Origin of the sequence: Parendozoicomonas sp. Alg238-R29, assembly GCF_947331445.1 — a bacterium.
Classification (GTDB): Bacteria; Pseudomonadota; Gammaproteobacteria; order Pseudomonadales; family Endozoicomonadaceae; genus Sansalvadorimonas.
Genome location: NZ_CAMZOG010000007.1, coordinates 82,643 through 96,847 on the forward strand (window position 1 = coordinate 82,643; position 14,205 = coordinate 96,847).

The 14,205-nt window shown below is 49.5% G+C and carries 12 protein-coding genes and 1 tRNA gene; 7 read left to right on the forward strand and 6 right to left on the reverse strand.

Annotated elements, in window-relative coordinates; genetic code table 11:
• Positions 1–11: 11 nt before the first annotated feature.
• From pth to QMA35_RS03280, 6 genes are all read right to left on the reverse strand, one after another.
• A complete protein-coding gene (pth, locus tag QMA35_RS03255) occupies positions 12–611 on the reverse strand; it encodes an aminoacyl-tRNA hydrolase (protein ID WP_281645698.1) in 600 nt (199 codons plus the stop codon).
• A 47-nt stretch (positions 612–658) separates the two neighbouring features.
• Positions 659–1,279, reverse strand: a complete 621-nt coding sequence (locus QMA35_RS03260) for a 50S ribosomal protein L25/general stress protein Ctc (protein WP_281645699.1) — start codon at positions 1,277–1,279, stop codon at positions 659–661.
• Positions 1,280–1,733: 454 nt separating this feature from the next.
• Positions 1,734–2,675 carry a ribose-phosphate pyrophosphokinase gene (locus tag QMA35_RS03265; RefSeq protein WP_281645700.1) on the reverse strand — a complete coding sequence of 314 codons (942 nt, stop codon included), beginning with the start codon at positions 2,673–2,675 and terminating at the stop codon, positions 1,734–1,736.
• 84 nt (positions 2,676–2,759) lie between these two features.
• A tRNA-Gln gene (locus QMA35_RS03270) sits at positions 2,760–2,834 on the reverse strand.
• Positions 2,835–3,075: 241 nt separating this feature from the next.
• Entirely contained in the window at positions 3,076–3,741 is a 666-nt protein-coding gene (gene lolB, locus QMA35_RS03275) for a lipoprotein insertase outer membrane protein LolB (protein WP_281645701.1), read from the reverse strand.
• Positions 3,742–3,765: 24 nt separating this feature from the next.
• Positions 3,766–5,526: a tetratricopeptide repeat protein gene (locus QMA35_RS03280; RefSeq protein ID WP_281645702.1), complete on the reverse strand. Its 1,761-nt coding sequence runs from the start codon at positions 5,524–5,526 to the stop codon at positions 3,766–3,768.
• A gap of 348 nt (positions 5,527–5,874) precedes the next feature.
• Between QMA35_RS03280 and hemA the strand changes: the two genes are divergently transcribed.
• From hemA to QMA35_RS03315, 7 genes are all read left to right on the forward strand, one after another.
• Complete coding sequence (hemA, locus tag QMA35_RS03285) at positions 5,875–7,128, forward strand: glutamyl-tRNA reductase (RefSeq protein ID WP_281645703.1); 1,254 nt, start codon at positions 5,875–5,877, stop codon at positions 7,126–7,128.
• Between the two features lie 209 nt (positions 7,129–7,337).
• Positions 7,338–8,426, forward strand: coding sequence for a peptide chain release factor 1 (prfA, locus tag QMA35_RS03290; RefSeq protein WP_281645704.1), 1,089 nt, complete (start codon positions 7,338–7,340; stop codon positions 8,424–8,426).
• The gene (gene prmC, locus QMA35_RS03295) at positions 8,426–9,301 is read left to right on the forward strand and encodes a peptide chain release factor N(5)-glutamine methyltransferase (RefSeq protein WP_281645705.1); all 876 of its coding nucleotides are present in this window, start codon (positions 8,426–8,428) and stop codon (positions 9,299–9,301) included. Before prfA ends, prmC begins: the two co-directional genes overlap by 1 nt.
• Positions 9,291–10,034, forward strand: a complete 744-nt coding sequence (gene moeB / locus QMA35_RS03300) for a molybdopterin-synthase adenylyltransferase MoeB (RefSeq protein WP_281645706.1) — start codon at positions 9,291–9,293, stop codon at positions 10,032–10,034. Before prmC ends, moeB begins: the two co-directional genes overlap by 11 nt.
• Before the next feature lie 196 nt (positions 10,035–10,230).
• A complete protein-coding gene (amt, locus tag QMA35_RS03305) occupies positions 10,231–12,864 on the forward strand; it encodes an ammonium transporter (RefSeq protein ID WP_281645707.1) in 2,634 nt (877 codons plus the stop codon).
• 164 nt (positions 12,865–13,028) lie between these two features.
• Positions 13,029–13,949 (forward strand): polysaccharide deacetylase family protein, encoded by a 921-nt coding sequence (locus QMA35_RS03310; protein ID WP_281645708.1) that lies wholly within the window; start codon positions 13,029–13,031, stop codon positions 13,947–13,949.
• 63 nt (positions 13,950–14,012) lie between these two features.
• Positions 14,013–14,205 (forward strand): hypothetical protein (locus QMA35_RS03315; RefSeq protein WP_281645709.1); only part of this gene is annotated, 193 nt, incomplete at its 3' end.

Genomic DNA, 14,205 nt, shown 5'->3' on the forward strand with positions numbered 1-14,205 from the left:
TTGAGGCAGCTTCAGGCAGAGAATGTATGAAGCTGCTGAACCGCTTTCGCCCAAGAGCCACCCATGGCTTCAGGCATGACACGTGCAGATTCATCAATAGTTTCGCGAATCTTGCGGTCTTCTTCACGGGAAGGTTTATTCAGCACATAGCCAACAACCTTACTGCTGTCACCGGGATGCCCGATGCCAATACGCAAACGGTGGAAGTTTTTGTTATTACCAAGACTGCTGATAATATCCCGCAATCCATTATGACCACCATGACCACCGCCCTGCTTTAAACGGGCAGTTCCAACCGGAATATCCAGCTCATCATGGGCAACAAGAATCTGTTCAGGTGAGATGCGGTAAAAGTTTGCCATAGCAGCAACCGCCTGACCACTTCGATTCATAAACGTGGTCGGAAAGAGCAGACGGACATCCCTGCCTTGGAGAGATATCCGTGCTGTCAGCCCGTGAAATTTCTTCTCGGGCTGAAGAGTGACACCGGCAGAGCGGGCCAACTCTTCAATAAACCAGACGCCGGCATTGTGGCGTGTATCGTCGTATTCGCGACCGGGGTTACCCAGGCCAACAATCAATTCTATGGAAGCATCAGCTGCCTTAGCCACGAGTATCCTGCCTCAATGCCACTAGTTTGGTTTATAAATCGACTAACTTATTCTTCGCCTTCAGCTTCTTCGCCTTCAGCTTCTTCATCAGTACCGCGAGGAGCGTTGATGCTTACTACTGGCAGATCGTGAGCTTCACCGTGAGCCAGCTGAGTCAGAGTTACGCCAGTAGGTACAGACAGGTTGGACAGGTGCAGGGAAGCGCCCATCTCAACATCAGCCATATCGACTTCGATAAACTCAGGCAGGTCAGCAGGCAGGCAGCGTACTTCTACTTCCTGCAGGTTGTGGGACACAGCACCACCGGCTTTAACGCCAACAGAAGTTTCTTCGTTGACGAAGTGCAGAGGTACGGAAGTAGTGACTTCGTGAGCAGCATCAACACGCAGGAAGTCCATGTGCATAGCATCGCCACGAGCAGGGTGACGCTGAATGTCCTTCAGCAGAGCTTGCTGGCTCTTACCATCTACAGACAGAGTCACGATGGAAGAGTAAAAAGCTTCGGATTCCAGAGCTTTACGTACAGCCTTACCTTCCAGGGTAACCTGTGCAGGAGTAGCTTCACCACCGTAGATGATGGCTGGAATCAGATCAGCGTGGCGCAGGCGGCGGCTCGCACCTTTCCCTACGTCCTTACGCGCTACAGCGTTCAGAGTAAATTCGGACATGATAGTCTCCAATTGGATTTAAGCATGGGCAGAACCGCGACCAGATCCACCCGAAAAACAAGCGGCGTATGATAACGGCTCGAAGCATGTTTGCCAAACGATCCTGAGGAATTATTACCCTGATTTTCATTGGTTCTCTGTAACACTTTGCTGCACAGGCTAAGGTTTCTCCCTTAATACCTTACGCTGTTACAGTTCCCACACTCTCCAGTGCCTGGAAAACTGCCTCCGGTAGCTTCGCTCTTTTACCCTGGCCGTAGTTGAAACAACTATTTTCCCATGCCCTTCAGCCACAACCCGGTTCATTTTTTCACTGACTACCGTGTACTTTTGAACAAAGCAGTCCTCAGTCAAGTCTTCCATCTGAATGACAATTCCATCAACAGGAAAGCTTGCACCCACAAAAAGCCCGGCTCACTGGCCGGGCTTTCAGAATCAGGTATCAGTGTTCGAATTAACGGAACATGGCGCTGATAGATTCAGCATTGCTGATACGACGTACAGACTCTGCAATCAGAGGAGACATATCCAGAGCGCGAATCTTATCAATCGCCTGAGCCGCAGGACTCAGAGGAATCGTATTGGTGACAACCAGTTCATCCAGCTCGGCGTTAGTTATATTTTCCAGTGCACGACCAGACAGAACCGGATGGCTGGCATAAGCAACAACCTTGATAGCCCCTTTGGCCTTCAGGGCTTTCGCTGCCATGCACAGGGTTCCGGCGGTATCGACCATATCATCAACCAGGATACAGGTACGGCCATTCACATCACCGATGATGTTCATAACTTCCGCACGATTCGCTTCAGGGCGACGTTTGTCGATAATGGCCAGATCTGTGTTCAGATGCTTGGCGAAGGCTCGGGCACGAACAACACCACCGTGATCTGGAGAAACAACCATGATGTTCTCAAAACCACGACGCTCAATATCGTCCAATAGAACAGGGGAGCCGTAGATGTTATCCACAGGAATATCAAAGAAGCCCTGAATCTGGTCAGCGTGCAGATCGACAGTCAGAACACGGTCAACACCAACGCTGGCGATCATATCGGCAACCACCTTGGCACTGATAGGTACACGGGAAGAGCGTGGACGGCGATCCTGACGGGCATAACCGAAATAAGGCATAACGGCTGTAACACGCTGGGCAGAAGAGCGACGCATAGCGTCTGCCATGACCAGCAGTTCCATCAGGTTATCGTTAGTCGGGGAGCAGGTAGACTGAATAATGAAAACATCTTTACCACGAACGTTTTCCTGAATCTCTACAGCGATTTCACCATCGCTAAAACGGCCGACCGAGGCCTTGCCGAGAGGAATATGCAGATGATCCACAACTTTCTGGACAAGTTCCGGATTAGAATTCCCGGCGAATACCATCATTTTGGACACAACAAATACCTTGGATCATTGCATGGGTGAAATAGGCCAAGCTCCGGGAGTATTGCTTACATGACGGTATGATACAGATAAGTATGGCTGGGGTGGCAGGATTCGAACCTGCGCATGACGGGATCAAAACCCGTTGCCTTACCGCTTGGCGACACCCCATCTATCTTTCACAAAGTAGCGTCTTTACTATTATTATTTCACACCCGAATGCTGGAAGATTACACCGACACCCGAGACAACTGCAACCTGCTCTGGCATCTGCACAGCAACCTGCAATTCCAGGAAGACGATCTTGCAGCGATTCGGAAGAGTCCGTCTCCCGAGGCGGCGCTACTCTACTGTTCACGTCCTCTTCTGTCAAATCCAAAAGACCGTAACATCCCCCTGAGCATAACAAAATCTAGCTGTTCAAAGACCATTCACGGATAGAAAAAATCACCCTGACACCGTCCCGCTCTGCTTTGATCTTTTCAGGCAACCGAACGCCCTTCACATTGCGATAACTGCCATAAACCACTCGCCAACCATTCTGTTGCAACTCAGCAAGATAGCCTTGGGCATTCAGAACCCGCACATAGCCCTCTCCGGGAGCAGGAATTCCCCTTAGCCAGTAGTCCAGTGAAGAGAAAGGTAGAATCCATCCGGTCTGTCGATAAAGAAGCTCTTCTGCAGATGTTGCCGTTACCGGATCCTGTCCCGGCACATCGAGAGTAATTTTCCGGGAGCTACCAACTTCCCCCTGCCCCTCAAGTCGGGCAAGTGTCTGCCCAAGAGGACCAGACATATAAATTGAAAAAGCCGCGGGGGAACGATCCCAACGAATAGTCACAGCCCCCGACTGTTCCTTGGTAACAACTCCTGCTCGACCACGAACTTCCCACCGGGTTATGGCTTTGGCTCTTGCATGGTTACTCTGCCAGGCTTGCTGTAATGCCTCATCAGAGAGAACCACCTCAGATTTTGTTGAAGGGCCGCCTGCACAGCCAGAGAGAAACAGTACAAACAAACACACTACCAGCGTGCTGACACGGTCTGCAGGAAACAGGGATAGACATTCTTTACTCATAATCTTAATCACTAAAGAAGCGTGCTACTCCTTCTCGGCTGCTTTCAAACGCTCAATAGTGGATTTGAGAACTTCACTGTCTGGCTGGCGCTCAACAGCTGCATCCCATACTTTCATCGCTTCCTCGCGATCTCCACTAACCCACAACACTTCACCTAAATGTGCTGCAACTTCTGCATCATCAAACAATTCGTAAGCCTTGCGGAGATAGCGAAGAGACTCTTTGTAATTGCCCAGTCGATACTCAACCCATCCCATACTGTCGATAATGGCAGGGTCTTCCGGCTTCAGTTCATAGGCTCGGGAAACAAGCTTTCTCGCTTCCTGAATCCGATCTGTTCTGTCCGCAAGCGTATAACCCAGCGCATTCAGCGCCGCGGCATTATCCGGATCTTTTTTAAGGATACGGTTCAGTTCAACTTCCAGACGGGCAAGATCATCCAGCTTTTCTGCCAGCATTGCTCGAGAGTAAAGCAGGTTCACATTATCAGGAAACTCTTCCAGAGCTTTGTCGTAAACCTTGGCAGCTTCATCATAGCCACGCTGTTCCAGCAACACCTCACCCTCCATCATATAAAACTGAGGCGCGTAATCGGGATACTGCTCACGAGCATTCTGTAGATCATGTTGAGCCATTTCCCACTGATCGTGGTCGGATAACATACGCACCAACGAGGCATAGGCGGGAATAAATTGTTTTCCGGATTTCACCTTCAAGTAGCTTTTACGCCCTTCCCGCCAGTCTTCCATCTGTTCAGCCAATCGACCCAGATAATAGTTAGCAACATTACCGCGACCAGGGATTTTACTTAACCGATGAAAATACAGGCCAGCCTCTCCCGGCATTCCGTTTTCCATTGCTACCAGCGCAACGGACAGCAAAAGTTCAGGGTTTCTGGGTTGCTGTTCCACCAGTATTTCGAACTGTCTCTGAGCCCCGGTCAGATCTCCCTGCTTTACCAGCTGGCGACCATAGAGAAGCCGTAATCGAGGCGCTTCGGGGAATTTCTTAACGGCAACAGACAGCATGGCAACAGCTTCATCCAGCCGGTCCAGCTCTGCCAACAGACGCCCTTTCAAAAGCAGTGACGGCGGTTCTTCACCATGTTCACGGATGGTCTTGTTTATCTGAGCCAGAGCCTGATTCAGTTTCCCTAGCTGGTGCAATAGCATAGCTCGCCCGATTTCCAGCGTTTGCTCGCTCGGGTATTGCTTCAGCAGGCGGTCATATTCTCCAAGAAGCTGATCTCTAACCTCATCAGTGGCTCCACCAGCCTGAATGGCAAGAAACATAAATGGTGCTTCAAGGCCTGCAGTCTGAACTTTCTCCAACTGCCCGAGGGCAAGAATCAGTTTGCCTTCCCAAATCTGCTCAACCGCCTGCGCCCGAATAGCAGCGGGGTTTTCCGGATCAATTCTGACCCAGAGCTGGGAGGCATCCCGTGCTGCCTGTCTGGCATTAAGGAAAGTTGCAACCTGATAGGCACGTTCGGCCAACCCCGGATCTTCTGTTTTGTGGGCTTGCTGCAGATAATTACCAAGGGTCAGGTCATAACGCTGCTCATAAGCTGCCATTTCGGCAACCAGCAGATCATAAAAAGTGTCAGGTTCAAAAGACGCAGGAGGAAGTTCTGCCTTCTCTACTCTATGCTCAACGGCCTTCGGAGATTTTTCAGGCTGACTACCTGATAATCCTTGCAGGCTATTCGGAATATTCATGCCTGCGCAACCAGCGAGTAACACCGTGGCAGCCACACCCATCAACTGGAGAAGCTTACGGCTCAAAAGGTTACGACCCCCTACTTCGTGGAATGGCAACCGGAACGAACCTTGATTAAAAGCAGTCATGTTGTAATGAATTATTCTCACATGCATGTGAAGTGTTGGCCTCATAATGACATAAGACTCATGGGAAAACACAGAACAGATTTGCAGTCATCCAATATCCATAGGACAATCCCGTGCACCTGAATACCTGGCATGGGTATAACAGGCCTGAATGAGCCATACCTCAACAACAAAAGGGAAGGCATAACAGAGTGGGAGCCATAGATTGTGTGTTCCTATTTATATTAGGTTCTGTTTCCGATGGCGTTATCAGGATCTTTGATATAGCACTCACAATGGTAGATTATGGGATTTCTCGCAGTCGGCATTAACCACCGGACGGCTCCGGTCAGCCTGAGAGAAACAGTTTCGTTCACTCCAGAACAATTAATTCCAGCACTGCAGGATATCCGGCAGCTTCCGTGTGTAGAGGAGGCAGCAATTATTTCCACCTGCAACCGTACTGAAATTTATATTCAGGGTACCTCTGAATCCAACTCCATCCTCAAATGGCTTGGAGAGTTTCACCACACCAACCCGTTCGAAATCTCAGAACATGCATACAACTACCAGGGAGTAGAAGCCGTTCGTCATATCATGCGTGTGGCATCCGGCCTTGACTCTCTGGTTCTTGGGGAACCACAGATTCTGGGGCAAATGAAATCCGCCCATGCTGTAGCCCTGGAAGCGGGAAGCATTCATGGCCTTCTCGGACGCATGTTCCAGAACGTGTTTACCACAGCAAAACGTGTTCGCACTCATACCACTATTGGTGAGAACCCGGTTTCTGTTGCTTTTGCAGCGGTCAGCCTGGCCCGGCAGATATTCTCAAACCTGCAACAGAACACAGCACTCCTGATAGGTGCAGGAGAAACCATTGATCTGGTAGCACAGCACCTGAAAGAACAAGGTGTAGGCAAGATCATTATTGCCAACCGGACCCTTGAACGGGCTTTAAGGCTGGCAGACAAGTTTTCCGGTGAGGCGATTCTTCTGGCGGATATTCCCGAATACCTGCATCAGGCAGATATTATTATTGCTTCTACGGCCAGTCAGTTACCAATACTTGGCAAAGGGGCTGTTGAACGCGCTCTGAAAAAGCGCCGCCATGATCCTATGTTTATGGTGGATATCGCTGTTCCACGGGATATCGAACCTGAAGTCGGCAGACTGGCAGATATTTACCTGTACACGGTGGATGACCTGCGGGAAGTCATCGAAGACAATGTCCGCAGTCGCCAGGAAGCGGCTGTAGAAGCAGAAAAACTGGTAATTTCAGGGGCTGATGAGTTTCTGGCCCACATGCGCTCACTGGACTCTGTGGAAGTAGTGCGCTCTTACCGCTCTCAGGCAGAAAGCATTCAAAGTCAGGAGCTGGCAAAGGCCATGCGACTTCTGGAAAACGGCCGCCCCCCAGAGCAGGTTTTGCAACAACTGGCCCGAGGTTTGACCAATAAGTTAATTCACGCACCCTGTGTTCAAATGCGCAAAGCTGGCAGCGAAGGCAAGACAGAACGTCTTGACTGGGCCAAAGAGCTTCTTGAGTTGCCTCACACCTGAAAAGAGTATCAACCACCTGAAAAGAGTATCAACCACACAGCAAGTCCCATGTGGTATATTACCGGCCAGATTTAACACGCAATTTGACTTGTATGCGAGGAGCCCCCTCGCAAAGCTCTCCATTTACTCTTGATATAACATCAAGGGCAATGGTCTTGAGCCGCTCAGGTTGTTCACTCAGGTGTATCACACTTTACAACCAGACCTATATGAAAGAATCACTGCTAACCAGACTGGATAGTCTGGTTGATCGTTTTGAAGAACTGGGCGCCCTGCTCAGCGATCCAGCTGTAATTGGAGATCAGGACAAGTTCCGCAAATTCTCCAAAGAGTACTCCGAACTGGAAGCCGTCACTCAGTGCTACCAGAGCTATCGTCAGACCAAAGACGATCTGGCTGAAGCGAAAAGCATGCTCAGCGAAGATGACGCTGAAATGAAAGAGCTGGCTGAAGAAGAGATGAAAGATGCCAGTGCCCGCCTGGAAACCCAGGAACAGGAACTTCAGATACTGCTTCTGCCAAAAGATCCTGACGACGCTAACAACGTTTTCCTTGAAATTCGTGCCGGTACCGGTGGTGATGAAGCGGCTATATTTGCCGGTGACCTGTTCCGCATGTACTCCCGCTACGCAGAAGGCTGTCGCTGGAAGATCGAAGTGATTAGCGCCAACGATGGCGAGCACGGCGGTTATCGGGAAATCATTACCCGGGTTGTGGGTGAAGATGTGTATGCTCGCCTGAAGTTTGAATCTGGTGTGCACCGGGTACAGCGTGTTCCAGCTACAGAATCTCAGGGCCGTATTCACACTTCCGCTTGCACAGTAGCAATCATGCCTGAGCCAGACGAGCAGGAAGAGATTAATATCCGCAAAGAAGATTTGCGTATCGACACCTATCGTTCTTCCGGTGCCGGTGGCCAGCACGTGAACACCACAGATTCCGCGATTCGAATCACCCACCTGCCTACAGGTTTGGTGGTTGAATGTCAGGATGAACGTTCCCAGCACAAGAACAAAGCCAAAGCCATGGCACTGCTTTCCGCTCGCCTGAAAACAGCTCAGCAGGATGCAGCCGCGAAAGAAATTTCCGATGCTCGTAAAAGCCTGGTAGGCAGCGGCGACCGCTCAGAACGTATTCGTACTTACAACTACCCACAGGGCCGGGTTACCGACCATCGTATTAACCTGACCCTCTACAAGCTGTCAGATATTATGGAAGGCGACCTTGCGCCGGTTATCGAACCTCTTATGACTGAACATCAGGCCGAGCAGTTGTCTGCTCTTTCTCAGGACTCCTGATGCCATCCAGCCGTATAGATAATCTGCTGACCAGAGCCAGTGAACTGGCTCTGGTCAGCGATACCGCCCGACTCGACATTGAACTGCTGACTTGCCATGTACTGGGCAAGTCCCGCAGCTTTTTGTTTTCTTACCCCGAATACGAACTGACCTCTGAACAAGCTTTGCAGTTTGAAGAATTTTTTCAGAAACGGTTGCAGGGGCACCCGATAGCTCATCTTACCGGAACACGAGAATTCTGGAGTCTGGAGTTGCAGGTTGAGCCCAGCACATTGATTCCACGGCCAGATACAGAATGCCTTATCGAACATGCCCTGGAACTGTTTAGCCATAAGCCTCTTAAAGCACTGGATCTGGGCACCGGAACCGGGGCCATTGCATTAGCTCTGGCAAAGGAAAGACCGGGCTGGGCAGTATACGGCTGCGACCGTGTTCCTGAAGCTGTTGCACTGGCACGTAAAAATGCTGCGCACAACAAACTGGCACGAGTGCAGTTTTTTGAAAGCAACTGGTTTGCCCAACTGCAAGAACAGACTTTTGACCTGATTGTCAGTAACCCACCTTACATTGTTGATAACGATCCACATCTTCAACAGGGTGATGTGCGCTTTGAACCTCTCAGCGCTCTCACATCTGGTGCTGACGGGCTGGATGATATCCGCCATATCAGCAGCCGATCTCCGCAATGGTTGAACGACAATGGCTGGCTTATGATGGAACATGGTTACCATCAGGGTAAACAGGTCAGGAATATTCTATCGGACAACGGCTTTACCAATATCAGGACAATGCAGGATCTTGCTGGTCACGACCGTATTACCGCGGGGAAAATCAGCAAATCCTCTGGAGAACGACAGAAACACCATGATGAATGACGACCAGCTGTTACGTTACAGCCGCCAGATCATGCTGCCGGAGTTTGATATTGCCGGGCAGGAAAAACTTTTAGCCGCCAAAGTGTTAATCATTGGCGCTGGCGGACTGGGATGCCCTGTTGCGCTTTATCTGGCGGCCGCGGGGGTTGGATCACTGACTATTTGTGATTACGACCAAGTCGATCTTAGCAACCTGCAGCGCCAGATTGCTCATACGACCCGTGACCTGAACAAAGATAAGGTGGTTTCTCTTACTGAAAGCATTCACGCCCTGAACCCAGACACTCACGTAAATGCCATTACCAAGCAGCTGGAGGGCGAAGAACTGTCAGAGCAGGTCGCCCAGGCGGCAATTGTTATTGAGTGTACTGATAACTTTCCTTCCCGCTTTTTGCTGAACAGACTTTGTGTTCAACATCAAAAGCCTTTGGTGTCAGGTGCTGCAACTGGTTTTAACGGGCAGGTTGCTGTTTTTAACAGCTCCCCTGAATGTCCTTGTTATAACTGCCTGTACAGTGATGTTGATGAACAGCAGCTGTCCTGCAGCGAGACTGGCATTCTTTCCCCTATTACCGGCGTGATTGGCTCTCTTCAGGCAACTGAGGCCATCAAGATGATTACTGGTATCGGTAAGCCCCTGTCCGGAAAGCTGATGATTTTTGATGGCCTGTCTATGGACGTTCACACCATGGGACTGGCCAAAGACCCTGAGTGTAAAATTTGTTCTCTATAAGAACCTGCCGGAGAAGGGGACGCCCTTCTCCACTTCTGAATCAAAGCCCTGATAAAGCGTCAAAAACTGGTTACTCATATTTGGCACCCACCTTCTCAGTTTTCAGAAAAACCATCAAAAACTCAAACTGACAACAGGACAGCATTGCTAAGGTTTATAGAAGGAATTCTTTAAACGATTTGGGCATGGAACCCCTATGGCTCCAGACACCTGGGACTACCTGATTCTCTTTATTTCTCTAGGTCTGCTGATGCTTATGCAGGCTGGTTTCCTATGTCTGGAAAGTGGCCTGGTTCGCTCAAAGAACAACATCAACGTTGCCGCTAAAAACCTGATGGATATGGTGCTGGCCATCCTGTTGTTCTGGCTGGTTGGTTACAACATGATGTTTGGTGAGTCTGAAAACTCTTTTGTCGGCCAGTTTTCGTCTTTCGATTTTGACCCCGAAGATACCTTCCATCCGCTGTTCTTTATGTTTCAGGCCATGTTTGCAGCCACTGCAGGAAGTATTGTCTCTGGAGCGATAGCTGAACGCTGCAAGCTATTTGCCTATGTTTTGATAATTGTTATGACCTGCGGGCTGGTTTACCCCATAGCGGGACACTGGTCCTGGGGCGGAAGTTACACCGGCATATCCAGTGGCTGGCTGGAAAACATGGGCTTCATCGACTTTGCCGGCTCCACCATTGTTCACATTACTGGTGGCAGCATTGCGCTGGCAGCTGTTCTGATAATTGGAGCACGTAAAGGCCGATACACCCCCGGCCATGAAAATGCCTTCCAGGGGCAAAATTTGATGATGTCCGTTGTTGGCATCTTGTTGCTATGGTGCGGCTGGATGGGTTTCAACGGAGGCAGCAGCCTGTTTGCCAAGGAGCAACTTCCTACAATTCTTTTCAACACAGCCATAGGTGGGGCTGCAGGCAGCTTTGGTGCCATGGTTTACAGTCTCATTTCCCGCCGAAATATCGACATTCTTTTACTCAGCAATGGCGTATTAGCAGGGCTGGTCAGTATTACCGCGGGCTGTAATATTTATGCACCTGCAGATGCTGTCATTGTTGGTTTAACTGGGGGGATCATTGCCTCTCTTGGCAGAGCAATTCTGGACTGGTTCAGGATTGACGACGCAGTAAGCGCTGTGCCTGTTCACCTCCTGGCTGGAATCTGGGGAACACTCGCCGTCGCACTATTTGGTGAAACTATGATGTTCCCCAGAAACTTCTCCCGCATGGAGCTTCTGGAAGTCCAGTTTTACGGAGCCATGGCGACAATGACCTGGGCCTTTGGCGTTGGCTTTATCTGTCTCTGGACGATCAACAGATTCTGGTCACTTCGAGTTTCTCCGGAAGATGAACAACGCGGGCTGAACATCGCCGAACATGGAGCTAGAACCGAACTCTATGATTTGCTGGTTGATATGAAGCAGCAGGAAGTCAGCAAGGACTTTACCAAAACCGTGAGAGTTGAACCATTTACCGATATTGGCCAAGTCGCCACCCAGTACAATCAGGTAGCCGAACAATTCAACTCATCACAAAGTGCACTAAAAGACACCATTAACAATCTGGAAGATACCCAGAAGCGCCTGGATTCAGCCCGTCAGAAAGCAGAGACAGCCAATCGCCATAAAAGCGAATTCCTGGCCAATATGAGCCATGAGATTCGAACACCTATAAACGGTATTATTGGTATGTCTGAGCTTCTTTTACAGGAAGAACAATCCAAAACCCGCCACCATTATCTGGACATTATTCACTCTTCCGCCACCAGCCTGGTTGATATCATCAACGATATTCTGGATTACTCAAAGATTGAGGCTGGGCAGCTGACACTGGAAGAGACCAGCTTTAGCCTCAACAACCTGATGCACCAGTGTGAAAATATTTTTGCTCTTCGGGCAGAGCAAAAAGGGTTGGATTTCCGATTAGAAGTCGACGATGGAATTACTGGTCAGCAGAAAGGTGATCCAACTCGACTCAGACAGATTATCGTAAACCTGCTTGGCAACGCATTTAAATTCACAGAGAAAGGCAGCATTGTTCTTTCTGTAAAAACTGCTGGTCATACAGAGAAAGATAATTCCAGTTTGCTGACATTCAGCGTTAAAGATTCCGGAATAGGCCTGACCGAAACCCAGCAACAACATATCTTTCAGGCCTTCCGACAAGCCGATAACTCTACAACCAGAAAGTATGGAGGCACCGGGCTTGGATTAAGCATATCCCGTCGCCTAACCACTTTGATGGGCGGACAACTCTCTGTGAAAAGTGTTCACGGTGAAGGAGCAGAATTTCTGTTCACTATTCCCATGGAAACTGTTGATAATTCCGATAAAAATACGACAGATACCAAAGAAGCATACAAAGCCGCACACCAAACCCAACTCACACCATCCAAAAAAGTTCACGCAACCTGTTCAAGCCTTGAAAGCCTGAAGGTACTGGTCGCCGAAGACAACAAAGTAAACCAGCTGGTGATCCGCAAATACCTGCAAAAACTGGGCATCACTGCCAAGCTGGTAGAAAACGGTAAGTTGGCTCTGGAATGGTGGAAAGACAATGATATCGACTTAATTCTGATGGATTGTGAAATGCCGGAAATGGATGGCCTGACCGCAACCAAAGCCATTCGTGAAGAGCAGCAATCCCGCACAGACTCATCAACAATGATTATTGGATTAAGCGCCCACGCCATGAAAGAACATATCGACAGTGCTTTCGCTGTTGGTATGGATGACTACCTCACTAAACCCCTCACCCTTGAGCAACTTCAGGATTGTTTAACGAAGCATTTCCGTCCTGACTCAGAACAACAGCAAACGTCCTAAGCACCACCTTCGTCGAAGCAATCTCAGCTAAAGCAATCTCAGCTAAAGCAATTTCAGCTAAAGCAATCTCAGCTAAAGCAATCTCAGCTAAAGCAACCTTTGCCAGAGTAGGCTTTATCACCTATATCTTGTGCGCTACCAGCCAAGAGCACCATTGAACGTCGATGCCTGAATACTTTCCGCGTGACTTTTGCGGTTACGGTGCAAACCCACCGCAAGTCATCTGGCCAGACAATCACCAACTGGCCCTGAGTGTGGTTGTGAACTACGAAGAGGGTTCCGAATCCTGTCCACAAGATGGGGACGACGTATCGGAATCGTGGCTGACAGATATTCCCGGTTTAAAGGCGCACTCTCACCGCCATATGTCCTGTGAATCTGTATTTAATTATGGAGCCAGAGCCGGTGCCTGGCGGTTAATCAGGACACTTCAGGAGTTTAAAATACCGGCAACAGTGTTTGCCTGTGGGCTGGCTCTTGAACGCAATCCGGATATTGCCAGGGCATTCTACAATGCAGGATGGGAATTGGCTGGTCACGGCTGGCGCTGGCTGGATTACAGCCACTTTTCAGAGGAAGAAGAGTGCCGCCATATGCGGCGGACTTTGGAAGTTATTGAAAGGCTTACCGGGCAAAAGCCTTCAGGCTGGTACACCGGTCGTAAAAGCCCTTATACAAGAGCACTCGCTTTGCATCATGGGCTCCTCTGGGATTCTGATGCCTACGATGACGATATTCCCTATACCGTTTCTATCGAAGGCCACGATCACCTGGTTATTCCTTACACACTGGTCAGCAATGATTGTCGTTACTGCATGTCGCCTGGATGGAACACTCCCGAAGATGCCTGGCTGACACTCAAGGCAACGTTCGACACTCTTTATCGCGAGGGTGCAACAGCTCCGCGAATGATGACTGTTGCTCTACATAGCCGTTTATCCGGTCACCCTGGCAGGGCTGATGCTGTTCGACGCTTCCTTGAATATGCGCACCAACATAGCGGCGTATGGTTCTGTCGCAGAAATGATATTGCTAAACACTGGTTGAAGCAGACACAGCACTTCAAACAACAGCCCGCACCATGAAAACCCAGAAAGTCGCTAAAAATATTTCCACCAGGGTTATGTCACAAAGGTTATGGCATGACCATGACTCGCAGAAGACTGGAGCTTGCCGGGAATCGCTGCATCGGCCTTGATGGTGTTCCGCAAAATGTAAATATTTATTCTCGCATTGGTTTCAAGCCAACCTACCGCAACCTGTGTTTTTCTATTGAGAAAATTGAGAAAATTGAGAAAATTGAGAAAATTGAGAAAATTGAGAAAATTGAGAAAATTGAGA

Bases quoted from the DNA above. Each gene is read 5' to 3' on its own strand.
- QMA35_RS03310 (WP_281645708.1), top strand. From the start codon at position 13,029: ATGCCTGAATACTTTCCGCGTGACTTTTGCGGTTACGGTGCAAACCCA.
- prmC (WP_281645705.1), top strand. From the start codon at position 8,426: ATGCCATCCAGCCGTATAGATAATCTGCTGACCAGAGCCAGTGAACTG.
- QMA35_RS03260 (WP_281645699.1), bottom strand. From the start codon at position 1,279: ATGTCCGAATTTACTCTGAACGCTGTAGCGCGTAAGGACGTAGGGAAA.
- amt (WP_281645707.1), top strand. From the start codon at position 10,231: ATGGCTCCAGACACCTGGGACTACCTGATTCTCTTTATTTCTCTAGGT.
- lolB (WP_281645701.1), bottom strand. From the start codon at position 3,741: ATGAGTAAAGAATGTCTATCCCTGTTTCCTGCAGACCGTGTCAGCACG.
- hemA (WP_281645703.1), top strand. From the start codon at position 5,875: ATGGGATTTCTCGCAGTCGGCATTAACCACCGGACGGCTCCGGTCAGC.
- moeB (WP_281645706.1), top strand. From the start codon at position 9,291: ATGATGAATGACGACCAGCTGTTACGTTACAGCCGCCAGATCATGCTG.
- prfA (WP_281645704.1), top strand. From the start codon at position 7,338: ATGAAAGAATCACTGCTAACCAGACTGGATAGTCTGGTTGATCGTTTT.